Source organism: Neobacillus camarae (assembly GCF_054950115.1).
The window spans coordinates 104,283-118,212 of the sequence record NZ_JBUCKX010000001.1 but is presented as its reverse complement, the minus strand read 5'-3'; the positions used below and the strand labels follow the sequence as shown (position 1 = coordinate 118,212).

The following is a 13,930-nucleotide window of genomic DNA, read 5'->3' as shown; positions in this document are numbered from 1 at the left end:
TCTTAACGCTTCCTTTTAAACAACAAGAATAAACCGATTAACACAATTACCACAATCACAATAGTAATAATAGGTTGCGAATTGGCTGCGGATCCCTTCGCCTCGGCATTCGTTTGCCCCTTGTCAGCATTGCCTTTACTCTTTTCTGTTTTTTCAGGTTCTTGCTTTTGAGAGTCTGTTGGTGGTGCCGTTTGTGTATTTTGCTCAGGCACTGCTTCCTTTTGTACGGTAAATGGGATTTCACCGGTTACCGGATGTCCGTCTTCCCCGGCAATTTTCCAGGTGATGACATAGGCCCCATTTTCAAGCGAAGCAGAAAGAGTCGCAGTCAATTGTTTATCTTTGGGCATCACACTATCCAAAGGAATCTGCTGCCCATCCTTTGATAACGTCATCGTACTTAGCGATTCAATTTCCCCTTCAAAGGTAAGATTGATTTCCTTTAAATCCTCGGTTACTACTTGTCCCGAAGCAGGATTAGAAGAGATTAGTTCGGTATGCGCACTAACAACTGCCGGAATGAACAGCAGCATACATACAAATAAGATAAGAAATTTCCTCATGATTTGTCCCTCTCTAGTGATAATGGAGTATTAACCAAATTATACATTATCAATTGGTAGAACTGAAATGCAAAGCCTTTTTCCTAATGTTACAGATTGTCCGAACGGGAAAGCCCATGCAGGGCGCAGCCCGTCTTTAGACATGGGATGAAAGTGAGGTCAAATACGGAGTACCACTGGTAAACCAAAGGTTTGTGGTACTTCAAGTATTTGAAAATCTTATTATTTTGTTGTGCTTGAATTTAGCAGTTTGTGGGAGAAATTGATATAATTTAGGTATGAACGAATACAGACGAACAAAAACTACTGTTTCATTAATAAACTATCATTTTGTGTTCTGCCCTCGGTACAGAAGGAAAATTTTTTTTGACTCAAGGGTGGAACAACGCTTTAAAGAATTGGTACATGACATATGCGAGTCATTAAACGTTGAAGTGATTGCTTTAGAATGTGACAAAGACCATACGCACATGTTCCTAAATGCTTTGCCAACATTCAGCCCTGCAGACATAATGGCCAAAATAAAAGGAGTGACATCTAAAAAGTTAAGAGAGGAATTCCCACACCTCCGACACTTGCAGAGTCTGTGGACACGTTCCTATTTTGTGTCTACTGCAGGGAATGTTTCGAGTGAAACCATTAAACGGTACGTAGAGAACCAGAAAAAACATGACTAGAAAGGAGCTGTAACCTATGGCAAGAAAGAGTACACCTACTTATACAATCGAATTTCCCCTAAGCATACCTGTTTGGCAACAACACCGCCTGGAAAAGAAATGGAAGATTGCTAGAATGGTCTACAATACTTGTCTAGGTGAAGCTCTAAAACGACACAAAGCCGTAAAAGCAGATGTAACCTATCGCACATTGCTTAAGGAACCCAAGTCGAAAGAACGTGATAAGAGCCTCGCAGATATACGGTTAGCGTACGGCTTTTATGAATATGGATTGCATCATTTTGTGAAGTCTACCCAACAGAAATTTAAAGAAAATATCGGAAGCTTTGAAGCGCAAAAACTGGCCACAAGAGCGTTCCAAACAGTAGGGAAACTACATTTTGGAAAAGCCAAGAGAGTTCATTTCAAATCAATGGATGATAACATTTCTGTTGAAAACAAATCCAATACAACGGGCTTGAGGTATGCAGATGGTCATATTCTCTGGGGTGATAAACCGACAAAGAAACATCCTAACCCCCAAAATTGGTTATGTATCCCGGTTGTACCGAAATCCAAAGATGAATACGCCCATCTGGCTTTAATGGATAAGACAAAGTATGTGAGAATCTTAAAACGACAAGTGCGTCGAAAGATTCGCTACTTCGTCCAACTCATTCAAGAAGGGTATCCTCCAATAAAACGTAACCGCAAGATTGCAGATGATGAAAACAGACGCGTAGGGATTGACATTGGTCCATCAACCATTGCACTATGTAGTAATCATGTGGTAGAGCTTCGTGAACTTGCACCCGAGTGTAAGGTAGATGGAGCCAAACTGCGACGGATTCAACGGACAATGGACAGGTCAAAACGAGCTGCCAATCCGAAACATTCCAATGAAGATGGGACAGTTAAGAAAGGTAAATTAAAGTGGAACTACTCCAGAAGCTACGAGAAAATGCGCCGGGAACGAAAAGAACTATACAGAAAAATGGGCGGTCCGACGGAAAATGTCACACGAAAAGTTGGCGAACGATATTCTAGCACTCGGTTCTGATATCCGAGTGGAAACCATGAGGTTTCAATCGTTGCAAAAGCGGGCGAAGAAAACTACCCGTAATAAAAGAAATGGCAAAGTGAATCGGAAGAAACGGTTTGGTCAATCGATTGCTAATCATGCACCCGCTATGCTTCTATCAATCATTGAGCGCAAACTTGGTTATCAAGGGCGTACAATCAAGAAAATAGATACCTATGCTTTAAAGGCCAGTCAATTTGACCATTTATCGGGGGAATATAAGAAAAAGTCACTCTCGGAACGATGGAATGACCTTGGGAATTTCCGTATACAACGTGATTTATATAGTGCCTTCTTAATCTGCAACACCCAAGAAAATCTTCAGTCCGTAGACATAGATTTATGCAACTCACAATGGGATTGCTTTGTTAACTATCATCATCAAGAGATTGAACGATTAAAAAAATCAACTAGTAAACTATTGCGTTGGTTTGTCGCATAATAATAAACCTGATTGGTCGTGACAGCGCCCAAAAGAAGCGGAACGGCAAGCATACAAGGGGTATAGCGCCTGCTTGGAGAAGTGCCTTGCGAAATGCAATACGTCCGTTAATGTTCTAGGAGAACGTATACCAGTGCTTCGGTAAAAACACTTTCCGTGAGGAAAGATAAGGGTATCGTTGAGAAGTATACCAGGCAGAGCTTGCCTTTATACCCTTGAACCCCATTGCTTTAGCGGTGGGAGTTGTCAGATTCGCAAAATGCGAAACTATTAGCCTATGTTTTTCGTCATAGATGGTAAGAATTTTTGTCATAAAGGATTTGAAAAATATGAAAAGAAAAAAGATAAGGAGATCCGTTAAGACGTTTTCCATTCTATTGATTACATTCGTGATTTTAATATTCATCATACATTGGAAGGATCAAGAACCCCTTCAGGAAACTAAGGCAAAGGAGCCCGCTGCTATGCCGACTGGGCTTAATCCGATTGTGAAAGAACGAAGCGAGCAGTTAATTCAGCAAGCGGCGCAAAAAGGGATTGTAGTGGTGATAACGGATGGATTTCGAAGTGCGGAAGATCAGGACAAGCTGTATGCACAAGGCCGAACGACAGATGGAAATATTGTCACCCATGCCAAAGGCGGCGAATCCTATCATAATTACGGGCTTGCTATTGACTTTGCACTAGAGACCCCTTCCGGAGAAATTGTCTGGGATATGGATTATGATAGAAATCAAAATTCCAAGTCTGATTGGACAGAGGTTGTTCAGATGGCAAAAAAGTTGGGATTTGATTGGGGCGGCGACTGGGCAAAATTTAAGGACTATCCCCATCTAGAAATGAATTTTGGTCTAACGATTGCGGATTTGCAAAACGGCGAAAGACCGTCTTCTTCTATCGTAACGGCGGATACGGATTAATACAGTTCTTATCGCAAAAAATCAGCATATAAATTCGCAATACAAATCACACACAAAAAGACTTGGGGACAATCCAAGTCTTCTTCCTTTTATATTTCCTTTTTATAGTAGTAAATGTTGATAGGACAAGTTTTAACCTCTCACATCAGGAGAAATTAAACTGTAAGAATACGAATCATAAAAGATATTATTAACACAGGTCCAATGGCGTAAAATACCCTCTTTTTTGAAATTATATTTTTCCAATAACTTGCACGATGGAATGTTCTCCAAGAACACATATGCCGACACTCTTTCTAAATTCCATTTTTTATATATTTCTTCCAGAAAAAGATCCAGCATTTCAGAGGCTAAACCTTTTCTTTGGTGTTCAGGTGCTACCATATAGTCGATTTCTGCCCGCTGATTTCTTGAATCGTATCTTTTCAAAGTGACGATCCCAACGAAATCCGCTGTATCTTTTATGTAAGCAGCGTATCTTACTCCTGTTCCTTCTTCTTTCATCTGAATATTTTGTTTTACAACTTCCGTTACTTCCTGTTTGTTTTTTGCTGGCATTCTTCCAAAGTATTTCATTACTTCTTGGTCAGAATATAATCTAAATAAACCGTCAAAGTCTTTTTCTGAAATAGTTTTTAATAGGATACGGTTGCTTGATAATAATGACATTATTTCCCTCCAACTTTAACTAAAACTTATTTTTCATATTTTATCACATATTCTCTTTATCAGAATTTTTATACACACTATAAACAGTGCCGGGTTTTTAGCACACAGTAACCCAGACTTTTATCGTGAACTACTCCTTCATTTCAATGAAGTGCTTCTCACTTCATTGATCTGGCCTATGCCACACTCTCCACAAGCATGATTTTCAGCCGTTAAAAAAACTTGTTTATAGGTTGTTCCTACTCTTACAGGAATCATTTTACGTGATAGCTTCTCTATCACACCCTTCTAGGATTTCTGTTGTTAAAGAACGTTCGTTCCCTAGCAATTTTATATACTTCTTTCTATATCTTTACAAATGATAAATCAAGAGGGCAGACTTTTTTCACATCATCATAATGGAGAGATATAGTCCGCTTTTCCTATAAATATTTAAATTTTCTTAACATTAATTGAACACTCTATTAACAATCGAATTTTATGCTTAAGGAGGTGTTAAATCCAACAAAATTTTTAGGGGGAAGTACATAATGAAAAAAAGTAAATTCATGGTCCCACTTTTAAGTGCAGCCATTCTGTTTCCATCTGCTGCAAATGTTTATGCTGATCCATACAAACCTGTTTCTGTTAAATCAGTCGAATTTGTCGGCATGAATGCTCCTGATACGGATGTGGAACGTTCATCGATGTATAGTGAGGCAGCAGCCATTGTGACACTAAACGATGGAACGAAGAAAACCGTACCGTTGCAATATCATGATTTAGCCCAGCCAGGAAACGTGATTAACGGGAAAGTGGTCGGTGCCGCTTATGATGTCAATGGCAACATCATAAAGGACAAAAACGGAAATCCCATCGTGTCGACAGCACCTGATGCCAACACGCTTCTTAGCGTAAATGGAAAAAGCGGTAAACTATTCTTAGTTAACCATTTTGAAAGCATGCCAAGCAATGAAATCGGCAATATGCCAAAAGCATTATACTTAAATACAGTGGAACAGGATAAGAAAACCGGTGAACTAAAAATCACGGACATCAATCCGATTGATTTTTCAGCAGATGGCGGCATTTGGACCCCATGTGCAGCCGTCTTATCGCCTTGGAATACCCATTTAGGCAGTGAAGAATATGAGCCAGATGCCCGTGCCCATGAAGCAAGCCCTGAGACTTCCTCTGTTACCCAATTTGCCCGTAATTATTATCAAGATGCTGAGGCTGTTGGAAACCCCTACCTTTATGGTCATACAACCGAAGTGAAGGTTCAGCCAAATGGTGAAGCATCAGCTGTGAAGCACTACAGCATGGGACGATTATCCTTTGAAAATGTAACAGTGGCACCTGATAACCGGACAGTCTATTTTGGCGATGACGGCAGCTATACCACGTCCTTCCTGTATGTTGCGGATCAGGCAAAAGATTTATCAGCCGGTACGTTATATGCAGCAAAATGGAAACAAACAAGTGACCAAAACGGCGGTTCGGCCAATATCGAATGGATTAAATTGGGACATGCTACAGATGAAGAAGTAAAAGAAATGGCTCAAAATTTATCATTCAGCGATATGTTCGAAACAACATCGGATGCAGCATATGCACAAGCCAATGGGTTTACACAAATTAAAACCAATTCCAATGGCGGCAAAACAACCGAATGGCTGAAAGTGAAACCAGGTATGGAAAAAGCGGCTGCGTTCTTGGAATCCCGCCGTTACGGAGCTATTCTAGGAGCAACGGCTGAATTCAATAAGATGGAAACTCTCACATTCAATAAAGCAGATAACAAAATCTATATGGCCATGTCATATATTGAAAAGGGCATGACCAAAAATACAACGGATCCGGCAGATGATATCCAATTACCGAAACTGAGCGCTGGTGCCGTGTTTGAAATGAGTCTGGCAAAGGGGCAAAAAGATCGAGACGGACAAACAATCGGCAGTGATTATGTGGTCACCAAGATGTCCGCTTTGGTAACAGGTGAAGACCTGGCTGCAGTAGATGCAGAAGGAAACAAAGCCAACCTTGAAAAAATCGCGAACCCTGACAATCTCGCTTTTTCTGAAAAATATAGGACGTTATTCATCGCTGAAGACAGTGACATGCATACGAATAACTATGGCTGGGCCTATAATGTCGAGACCAAGAAACTTTCCCGTATTATTTCTGCACCGGATGGCGGAGAAGTGACTGGAATTCAAGCCGTCGATGAAATCAATGGCCATTCCTACTTAATGGTCGGTTCACAAAACCCTGGGAACATTGGTTATATTGACTTAACTTCACTTGGTACAAACAAATAAGTTTCAACGCTTGACCGCTGGGCCTCCCGGCGGTTTTTTTACATAAGATTGGCTTCTCCACTGAAAATTTTTTATACACGAGGCTCCATTAAACTGGGCTGTTGATTTCCGCTCCAGTCGCTCTCAGAAACCCGCTGTCGTGCCGTGGGGCCTCCTCGGGGCTGGGAGCCTGCTGCGGGGACTCTCCAGCCCCCGCACTCCCATATCGTTTAACAGAGCCATACACTAATGAAAAAAGCCCCTAATATCATGCTCTCTGCACAAGATTAGGGGTTTTGAGTGTGATTATTTTTTGCTGCACTTACTTTTAAAAAATCCTAGTACATTATTTTGTTTGGTTTCCTTCTGCATCACGTTCCACTTTCATTTTTGTCACAGGAAGATAACCTTGTTCGTTCAGTAGATTGTTTTGAATCTCATCGGACATCATATAGTCCAGGAATGCTTCTGTCAACTCATCCGGCTCACCTTTTGTATAAGAGTGCTGATAAGCCCAAACAGGAAACTTGCCGGATTGTACATTTTCAGCCGTTGGTTTCACACCATCAATGGATAAACCAGTTACCGTATCATCTGTTAAGTAAGAGAATGCAAGGTAGCCAATTGCGCCATCTGTTTCACTAATAATCTTTTTCACTGTATTAGAAGAATCTTCCGTAATTCCTTCTGCCGGTGTGGCACCATCAAGAGCAAATTTATTGAATACAGCACGAGTACCAGAAGAGTCAGGACGGTTTACAAGAACGATTTTCTGGTCTGGTCCGCCAAGCTCTTTCCAATTCGTAATTTTACCAGTAAATACTTTGATTAAGTCTTCCTTTGTTATATCGTCAATTTTTACCTTTGGGTTAACTGCGGCGGTCATGCCAACTACCGCCACTTTATGGTCAACAAGTTCGTCAGCTGGAATACCTTCTTTTTCCTCAGCGAAGACGTCTGAGTTACCGATTTGAACGGAACCTTCCGCAACTTGCGATAATCCTGTGCCAGATCCACCAGCATTCACTTGAACATCCACATTCGGATTTTCAGCCATGAATTCTTCTGCAGCAGCTGCCACTAATGGCTGCATAGCTGATGAACCAGAAATGAGTAAAGATCCAGAGAGATCTTTTGTTTCTTCTGTTTTAGCCTCTGCCGCTTTCGTGTTTCCTTCTGACTTTTCTGTCGAAGTTCCCCCTCCACAAGCTGCCGTAAAAACCGTCAACGCAGCAAAAATGGACAGAAGGCCTAATTTTTTAACTTGGTTCATTCTGTGATTTCCTCCCCAAATGGTCGATTATTTGTTATCACCTACACATATAAAAATAGGACAAAAGTATTAACCTGGTTTTAATTCCATGTAAAGGTTATGTAAAATGTTCCAAAAACAAAATATAGAGGTCCTAATTTGCATGATTTATGCGATAGCCCAACAAATAAAAAAACCGCCCACTAAAATCATCTTAGTGGGCGGTTTTCTATCAACCTATATTATTTAGTTCGTTTCAACTGCACTCATGATTTTGATTGTACGGTTTTGCTGTCCTTTTTTAAGGCTCAGCATGACCACAAAGGATAAGCAGTATAGAACAGATAAGTAAATCATCGCCGTGGTCATGTTATAATGCTGCAGGATATATCCCACGAGGATTGGCGATAAACCGCCTAGTGCTCTTCCAAAATTAAAGATGGTGTTCGTAGCGGTACTTCTAATTTGAACCGGATAAAAACTGCTGATCAGTGCGCCATAGCCCGCAAACATTCCGTTTGAAAAGAAACCGACAACCGCACCGCCAATTAAAACTCCGGCACTTCCTGTTGCATAAGAGTACAGGAAGACGGCACATGCAGAGGCTAACAGGAAAATTCCATAGGCACGCTTAGCTCCAAGCTTGTCCATAAATTGCCCAAAGGTTAACATCCCAATCATCATCCCAACAGCTGTACTAATCGTCCAAATTGCTGAACTGGAGACCGATAATCCCTGTGATTGCTGCAGCATGGATGGCAGCCAAATCATTAACCCGTTGTACCCCGCAATCTGAACAGTGGCCATGATGGCCAGTCCCACTGTGGTCATGGCTGTTCGCGGCGAGTCAAACAACTGGGCTAGCTTCATTTTGTCTTTTTTGCTACCATCTTGTTTATTCTTTTCCAACTTTACCCATTCAGGAGATTCTTTTAGGTTCTTACGTACAATGAAAGCGAAAATCACGGGAACGATTCCTACAAAGAACAAAGCTCTCCAACCAAATGCCGGCAAAATCACCGCACTTAAAAGCGCTGCTATAATGACACCATATTGTGCACCTACGCTAACATATGATGATGCTCTTCCTTGTTTATCCTTTGGCCAAGCCTCGGCAACTAAAGTCATGCCAATTCCATACTCTCCACCAGCTCCAAGTCCGGCAATAAATCGAAACACATATACTTGTTCGATATTGTTGGCTAATCCTGTTAGGGCAGTTCCCGCCGCAAACAACAGTACAGTATAGGTAAAGACCCGTACCCGTCCAAACTTATCGGCCAAGATACCAAATAAGATGCCCCCAGCTAACATACCAAGATTAGTGATTGAAGAAATAAGACCGCCTGTCGCCAAATTAATATGAAACTCGGAAATAATCATCGACATAGCAAAAGAAATAAACATGATGTCCATTCCTTCTAATGTTAAACCCGCTACTGATGCTACAACTGTTTTTTTACGATAATCCATTTGTTCCATCCTCCAATATTTTTTGCCTTAATGTTTTCGAGGAATGGAAAAAATTCTTCCATTCTCTTTTCAAGCCTCACTGGACTTGATTTAAAAGAGGCACAAGTAAGTTTTATAACAAAAATAAAAGCCCTTTTGTCACAGAGAGTGCAAAAGGGCTTGGATATACTAAATAAACTAGTTATATACAATTAGCGCCTTTTCGGCCTCTCTGGACCGTTTTAAAGGTAGTATTTTGTCTTTATTATTCTAGCATAATAGAAATGAAACTTTCAATCTTTTTTTGCAACTCAGAATCATTCTTTCTGCCACCAAGGAGCAGACCCCCCTATGTCCTAGATAGCACTTAAGGTTCGCTGCAAGAATTCTCTTGTCCGTTCTTCTTTTGGCTGGTTAAAGATTTGATCCGGGGTGCCTTCTTCGGCAATAACGCCTTTGTCCATGAAGACGACGCGGTCAGATACTTCCTTTGCAAAGCCCATCTCGTGGGTGACGACGAGCATTGTCAGACCGGATTCCGCCAGTTCCTTCATGACTTTCAGGACCTCCCCGACCATCTCTGGGTCAAGGGCTGAAGTCGGCTCGTCAAACAGCAGCACATCCGGTTCCATTGCTAAGGCCCTGGCAATCGCTACCCGCTGTTTTTGGCCGCCGGATAATTGTTTTGGCTTGGCGTTGATATATTTGTCCATACCGACCACTTTCAAGTATTTCATCGCGACCTTTTCGGCCTCTTCCTTGGACCGCTTTAACACTTTGACTTGTCCAACCACACAATTATTCAAGACATTATGGTTATTAAACAGGTTAAACTGCTGGAACACCATACCGAGTTTGGTCCGGTATGCGGTGACATCATGTTTTTTATCCAAAATGTTTTCATTATGATAAATGATTTGTCCACCCGTCGGTTTTTCCAGCAAATTGATGCAGCGAAGAAGCGTCGATTTACCCGAACCGGAAGAACCGATGATACACACCACTTCGCCTTTTTTTACGGAAAAATCAATGTCTCTTAACACTTCATGTGCACCAAATGACTTACTTAAATGTTGAATATCAATGACTGTATCCATGTCGTTTTCCTCCTTTTCTATCGATTTTTTTCCTTCCTAACTGGTGTTTCGACCTGCATCTGGTTACCCATCATGATCATGTCGTAATTATCCGGTCCATCCAGTTTTCGCTCCACATAACGAAGAATTCTCGTAACCGTAAACGTCATGATTAAATATAGAATACTTGCCACAAAGAAGGATTCAAAATAGCGGAAGTTATTTCCCGCAATCGATTTGGTTTGGAAAAATAACTCAGAAACTGAAATCACGTTCAATACGGATGTGTCTTTGATATTGATGACAAACTCATTCCCGGTTGCCGGCAGAATATTCCGGATGGCCTGGGGCAGTACCACATTCATCATCGTTTGAAAGTGATTCATCCCAATTGCATGCGCGGCTTCAAACTGGCCTTTGTCGATGGAAAGAATCCCGCCCCGGACAATCTCGGACATATAGGCACCCGTATTAATGGATACGATGAAAATCGCCGCTGCGATCCGGTCCATGTCAAAGCCAAAGGCAAGGGCGGAACCGTAATAAATGACCATGGCCTGTACAATCATCGGAGTGCCGCGGAAAAACTCTATATAAATCGATAAAATTGCATTAACCACTTTTAACAGGCCTTTTTTTGCTCCTGCTTCCGGCACCGGTATGGTACGGATGACCCCTATCAACATTCCAATAATCGAGCCGATGAGCGTTCCGATTAACGAGATGAGCAGCGTCAGTCCAGCGCCGCGAAGAAACATCGGCCAGTTTTCCCGTATGATGGTCATTAACCAATCTAACGTCATAAGTTCTCCTCCTAATTTGCTGTTTTTCATATTTAGATAGTGTTTATTTTGATTCTATTGGGTCAGGGCGTGTTCATTAAGGATATTGTGTTCGTTCCTTATTGGCTCCCTTGCTCAATCCAGTCCAGTCAGTTCGGTAGGTAATAAGCTTGATTGCCTACCCTACGGACCAAAATTCTCTTCATTCAGTCGTTAATAAGCCCGCTTACCTACCCAACTGACCGAAATTTCCTTTGTTCGGTCGGCAATAAACTTTGATTATCGCCCCTTCCTTAGTTGACCTAACTCAGTTCGGTAGTCAATCCTGGGGTCAATGAGAGCCTCATTTTCCTCCACCACACATAATAAAAACCGACTGCATTCGATGCAGCCGGTCTAACACAGCTTGTTATTTTGCTGCAGGCTGATTTTTAATGGCTTCATCCATGATGCTGGTGCGGTCGTCCTCGGATATGCCAGAAAGGATTTCGTTGATTTGCTTTGTGTACTCACTGCCTTTTTGAACCCCAACCGCGATGGCCGTATCATCATCGGAAGTCTTAAAGCCTTCTTTGAACTCGACCATGGCAAAGTGGTCATTAGCATTGGAAGCACTGACCGCTTCCGGACGCTCTGAAACGTAACCATCAATCACACCTGACTCCAGAGCCACCCTCATCGCAGGGAAGTTGTCCATTGCCGGCTGCTTGCTGACCCCTTTAATTTGATCGATAACGGAATAGTGGAAGGTATTTAATTGTGCTGTGATTTTTGCACCTTTAAAATCTTGGATGGCAGTGGCATTTTCGTATTCTCCGCCCTTTTTAACCACCATAACTAAATTGGATTTATAATAATTGTCAGAGAAATCAATGGTCTTTTTCCGTTCGGCAGTCGGGGACATACCAGCGATAATCGCGTCAATTTTTCCTGAAGTTAACGCAGGTACAAGGCCGTCCCACTCTGTTTTCACAATCACTAATTTCTTGCCTAATCCATCAGCAATTTTCTTGGCAATTTCCACGTCATAACCGCCCGCATATTCGGAAGTGCCCTCGATTTTGACACCGCCGTTGGAATTATCTTTTTGCGTCCAATTGAATGGCGCATAACCTGCTTCCATACCTACTTTAAACGTGTTATCATCTTTTGCTGAGGCCGTTTTGGATTCAGAAGAATCACTGGATCCGCAAGCCGCTAACATGACGATGGATACAAGCATAACAATAAAAATGGATAAAGTTTTTTTCATTTTTTTCCTCTCCCCCAATGTTTTTTTTGCTATCTATTTAGGATTCAGATGGTAATCTAGACTTTTGACAAAATAAAAACGACCTGAGATGAACTCAGGTCGCCATAAATAATCATAAGCCGTCCTTAATTCCCCTCTTTTTCTCAATCGAGATAGCACTCCTCAATAAACCGGGAAGTTTATCGAGACAGTCCTGCAGTTATTTACTGCAGACCCAGCAAGTAATAGTTGAGTCTATTACAAGCTTCGGCGGCATTTCCTTCTCCTTAGCCTCATTGCTTCTCAGGCTCCACTAAGGACTGTTAAATACCGCGCCTCTACCCCGCTGTAAAAAGCGAGGCCTTATTAAATTATAGTATATTTATATAATAATAATTTAAGAATGTCAACCTAAACTATTTCGTTATTCTGACAATATTATGTCTGATAAAACCTCTGTCTATTAGACATCCTTTCGTATTCTTGGGTTTTTCAGCTTATCCTAAAATGGCCCGTGAAAATAAAAACCAAATTTTACTAAGAAAGTTTACTTATCTTTATTCACTCGATTTTTCACTTCTTCCATCTTCTCATAAAAGCTTTGTTCCAAATCAATCTCAAAAAAATTGGCAATCTTACAGATATAAGCCAAACAGTCCGCAAATTCCTTGCCTATGTCCTGTTTCACAGCCTGTTTCGCCCATTCAAACGCAGTGTCTTCATCTGCGCCCTTTTCCATATGTTCAATGGTCAGATTAAAAGCCCGGCGCAGCTCTTCGGCCACCTCGGCCACCTCAGTCGTCAGCAGCATGTAATTCGTCAGAAGAGAGGTTTTGCTGTCCTTATAGCTTTCCTTACTTATTTCCCAGTTCATATCTTTGTGGTATTGTACCGTGAACTTTTGTAAATCTCGCATTTTGTACACCTCGGGGTTCGTTTCTTGTCATGATATCCTGTCCATTATATTCCTTAATTAAAATGAATTCATGTTCATTGGGAGCTTCGATACAAAAAAAGATGCTCCAAATTATGTTGGAACACCTCGTAACATATATCAATATTTATAGCCCATTTTTGGGTTTGGCCCATATTTATTATCATTCGGGTAGCTATCCTGACACATGAAGACTAATAGAACAATTCCTCCCACAAGTGGAATCAAGCTGATTAACAGCCACCAGCCGCTTTTCCCCGTATCGTGCAATCTACGGATTCCTACAGCCAAGGAAGGCAAAAGTACCGCCAATGTGTAGAGCGCTGAAAGAAATTGCGGAAGGTCAAACAAACCTTCAACGAACCCAATCGCAGCCGCAAAAATGAAATTAAAAAGAGTAAACATCCAATACTCTTGCCGGCTGGCTCGTCCCGAAAAGCCCGTGTAGTTTTTTATTACCTTGAGATACCAATCCACCTTAATTCCCCCAATAAATCATTCTTTTTATACTCAATTCCCATACATGTTTCCATTTGTTTATCTTGTACAGGATTCCTGCGGAAATTGATACTTTCTGAATTCTACATATTTTG

14 protein-coding genes and 1 riboswitch are annotated in these 13,930 nt (G+C 41.4%); of the genes, 5 read left to right on the top strand and 9 right to left on the bottom strand.

Annotation, left to right across the window (positions count from 1 at the left end; translation table 11 throughout):
- Window positions 1-2: 2 nt before the first annotated feature.
- The gene (locus ACY8D0_RS00530) at window positions 3-563 is read right to left on the bottom strand and encodes a copper resistance CopC family protein (RefSeq protein WP_462408567.1); all 561 of its coding nucleotides are present in this window, start codon (window positions 561-563) and stop codon (window positions 3-5) included.
- Window positions 564-841: 278 nt separating this feature from the next.
- Here ACY8D0_RS00530 and tnpA point away from each other — a divergent pair, with 278 nt between their 5' ends.
- From tnpA to ACY8D0_RS00510, 4 genes are all read left to right on the top strand, one after another.
- A complete protein-coding gene (gene tnpA / locus ACY8D0_RS00525) occupies window positions 842-1,240 on the top strand; it encodes an IS200/IS605 family transposase (RefSeq protein WP_462408566.1) in 399 nt (132 codons plus the stop codon).
- 16 nt (window positions 1,241-1,256) lie between these two features.
- Complete coding sequence (locus ACY8D0_RS00520) at window positions 1,257-2,279, top strand: nuclease/transposase family protein (protein WP_462408565.1); 1,023 nt, start codon at window positions 1,257-1,259, stop codon at window positions 2,277-2,279.
- The gene (locus tag ACY8D0_RS00515) at window positions 2,233-2,742 is read left to right on the top strand and encodes a hypothetical protein (protein ID WP_462408564.1); all 510 of its coding nucleotides are present in this window, start codon (window positions 2,233-2,235) and stop codon (window positions 2,740-2,742) included. The genes ACY8D0_RS00520 and ACY8D0_RS00515 overlap by 47 nt, the downstream gene beginning before the upstream one ends.
- 329 nt (window positions 2,743-3,071) lie before the next feature.
- Window positions 3,072-3,662 (top strand): M15 family metallopeptidase, encoded by a 591-nt coding sequence (locus tag ACY8D0_RS00510; RefSeq protein WP_462408563.1) that lies wholly within the window; start codon window positions 3,072-3,074, stop codon window positions 3,660-3,662.
- Window positions 3,663-3,794: 132 nt separating this feature from the next.
- Here the strand turns inward: ACY8D0_RS00510 and ACY8D0_RS00505 are convergent, their stop codons facing one another.
- Window positions 3,795-4,331 (bottom strand): GNAT family N-acetyltransferase, encoded by a 537-nt coding sequence (locus ACY8D0_RS00505; protein WP_462408562.1) that lies wholly within the window; start codon window positions 4,329-4,331, stop codon window positions 3,795-3,797.
- A 530-nt stretch (window positions 4,332-4,861) separates the two neighbouring features.
- On the opposite strand from ACY8D0_RS00505, the gene ACY8D0_RS00500 reads away from it, so the two are divergent.
- Window positions 4,862-6,631, top strand: a complete 1,770-nt coding sequence (locus ACY8D0_RS00500) for a PhoX family protein (RefSeq protein ID WP_462408561.1) — start codon at window positions 4,862-4,864, stop codon at window positions 6,629-6,631.
- Between the two features lie 325 nt (window positions 6,632-6,956).
- On the opposite strand, the gene ACY8D0_RS00495 is transcribed toward ACY8D0_RS00500, so the two are convergent.
- The 7 genes from ACY8D0_RS00495 to ACY8D0_RS00465 all read right to left on the bottom strand — a co-directional run bounded on the left by ACY8D0_RS00495 (window position 6,957) and on the right by ACY8D0_RS00465 (window position 13,814).
- Window positions 6,957-7,883 carry a phosphate ABC transporter substrate-binding protein gene (locus ACY8D0_RS00495; RefSeq protein ID WP_462408560.1) on the bottom strand — a complete coding sequence of 309 codons (927 nt, stop codon included), beginning with the start codon at window positions 7,881-7,883 and terminating at the stop codon, window positions 6,957-6,959.
- 225 nt (window positions 7,884-8,108) lie between these two features.
- Window positions 8,109-9,335: an MFS transporter gene (locus ACY8D0_RS00490; RefSeq protein WP_462408559.1), complete on the bottom strand. Its 1,227-nt coding sequence runs from the start codon at window positions 9,333-9,335 to the stop codon at window positions 8,109-8,111.
- A 335-nt stretch (window positions 9,336-9,670) separates the two neighbouring features.
- Window positions 9,671-10,411, bottom strand: a complete 741-nt coding sequence (locus ACY8D0_RS00485) for an amino acid ABC transporter ATP-binding protein (RefSeq protein ID WP_462408558.1) — start codon at window positions 10,409-10,411, stop codon at window positions 9,671-9,673.
- Between the two features lie 17 nt (window positions 10,412-10,428).
- Window positions 10,429-11,193 carry an amino acid ABC transporter permease gene (locus ACY8D0_RS00480; protein ID WP_462408557.1) on the bottom strand — a complete coding sequence of 255 codons (765 nt, stop codon included), beginning with the start codon at window positions 11,191-11,193 and terminating at the stop codon, window positions 10,429-10,431.
- A 388-nt stretch (window positions 11,194-11,581) separates the two neighbouring features.
- On the bottom strand, window positions 11,582-12,424 hold the full coding sequence (locus ACY8D0_RS00475) for a transporter substrate-binding domain-containing protein (protein ID WP_462408556.1): 843 nt from the start codon (window positions 12,422-12,424) through the stop codon (window positions 11,582-11,584).
- A gap of 145 nt (window positions 12,425-12,569) precedes the next feature.
- Window positions 12,570-12,752: riboswitch (Lysine riboswitch) on the bottom strand.
- Window positions 12,753-12,950: 198 nt separating this feature from the next.
- Complete coding sequence (locus ACY8D0_RS00470; RefSeq protein ID WP_462408555.1) at window positions 12,951-13,319, bottom strand: MazG nucleotide pyrophosphohydrolase domain-containing protein; 369 nt, start codon at window positions 13,317-13,319, stop codon at window positions 12,951-12,953.
- A gap of 138 nt (window positions 13,320-13,457) precedes the next feature.
- Window positions 13,458-13,814 (bottom strand): DUF805 domain-containing protein, encoded by a 357-nt coding sequence (locus ACY8D0_RS00465; RefSeq protein WP_462408554.1) that lies wholly within the window; start codon window positions 13,812-13,814, stop codon window positions 13,458-13,460.
- Window positions 13,815-13,930: the final 116 nt, after the last annotated feature.

Bases quoted from the DNA above. Each gene is read 5' to 3' on its own strand.
- ACY8D0_RS00530 (WP_462408567.1), bottom strand. From the start codon at position 563: ATGAGGAAATTTCTTATCTTATTTGTATGTATGCTGCTGTTCATTCCG.
- tnpA (WP_462408566.1), top strand. From the start codon at position 842: ATGAACGAATACAGACGAACAAAAACTACTGTTTCATTAATAAACTAT.
- ACY8D0_RS00520 (WP_462408565.1), top strand. From the start codon at position 1,257: ATGGCAAGAAAGAGTACACCTACTTATACAATCGAATTTCCCCTAAGC.
- ACY8D0_RS00515 (WP_462408564.1), top strand. From the start codon at position 2,233: ATGTCACACGAAAAGTTGGCGAACGATATTCTAGCACTCGGTTCTGAT.
- ACY8D0_RS00510 (WP_462408563.1), top strand. From the start codon at position 3,072: ATGAAAAGAAAAAAGATAAGGAGATCCGTTAAGACGTTTTCCATTCTA.
- ACY8D0_RS00505 (WP_462408562.1), bottom strand. From the start codon at position 4,331: ATGTCATTATTATCAAGCAACCGTATCCTATTAAAAACTATTTCAGAA.
- ACY8D0_RS00500 (WP_462408561.1), top strand. From the start codon at position 4,862: ATGAAAAAAAGTAAATTCATGGTCCCACTTTTAAGTGCAGCCATTCTG.
- ACY8D0_RS00495 (WP_462408560.1), bottom strand. From the start codon at position 7,883: ATGAACCAAGTTAAAAAATTAGGCCTTCTGTCCATTTTTGCTGCGTTG.
- ACY8D0_RS00490 (WP_462408559.1), bottom strand. From the start codon at position 9,335: ATGGATTATCGTAAAAAAACAGTTGTAGCATCAGTAGCGGGTTTAACA.
- ACY8D0_RS00485 (WP_462408558.1), bottom strand. From the start codon at position 10,411: ATGGATACAGTCATTGATATTCAACATTTAAGTAAGTCATTTGGTGCA.
- ACY8D0_RS00480 (WP_462408557.1), bottom strand. From the start codon at position 11,193: ATGACGTTAGATTGGTTAATGACCATCATACGGGAAAACTGGCCGATG.
- ACY8D0_RS00475 (WP_462408556.1), bottom strand. From the start codon at position 12,424: ATGAAAAAAACTTTATCCATTTTTATTGTTATGCTTGTATCCATCGTC.
- ACY8D0_RS00470 (WP_462408555.1), bottom strand. From the start codon at position 13,319: ATGCGAGATTTACAAAAGTTCACGGTACAATACCACAAAGATATGAAC.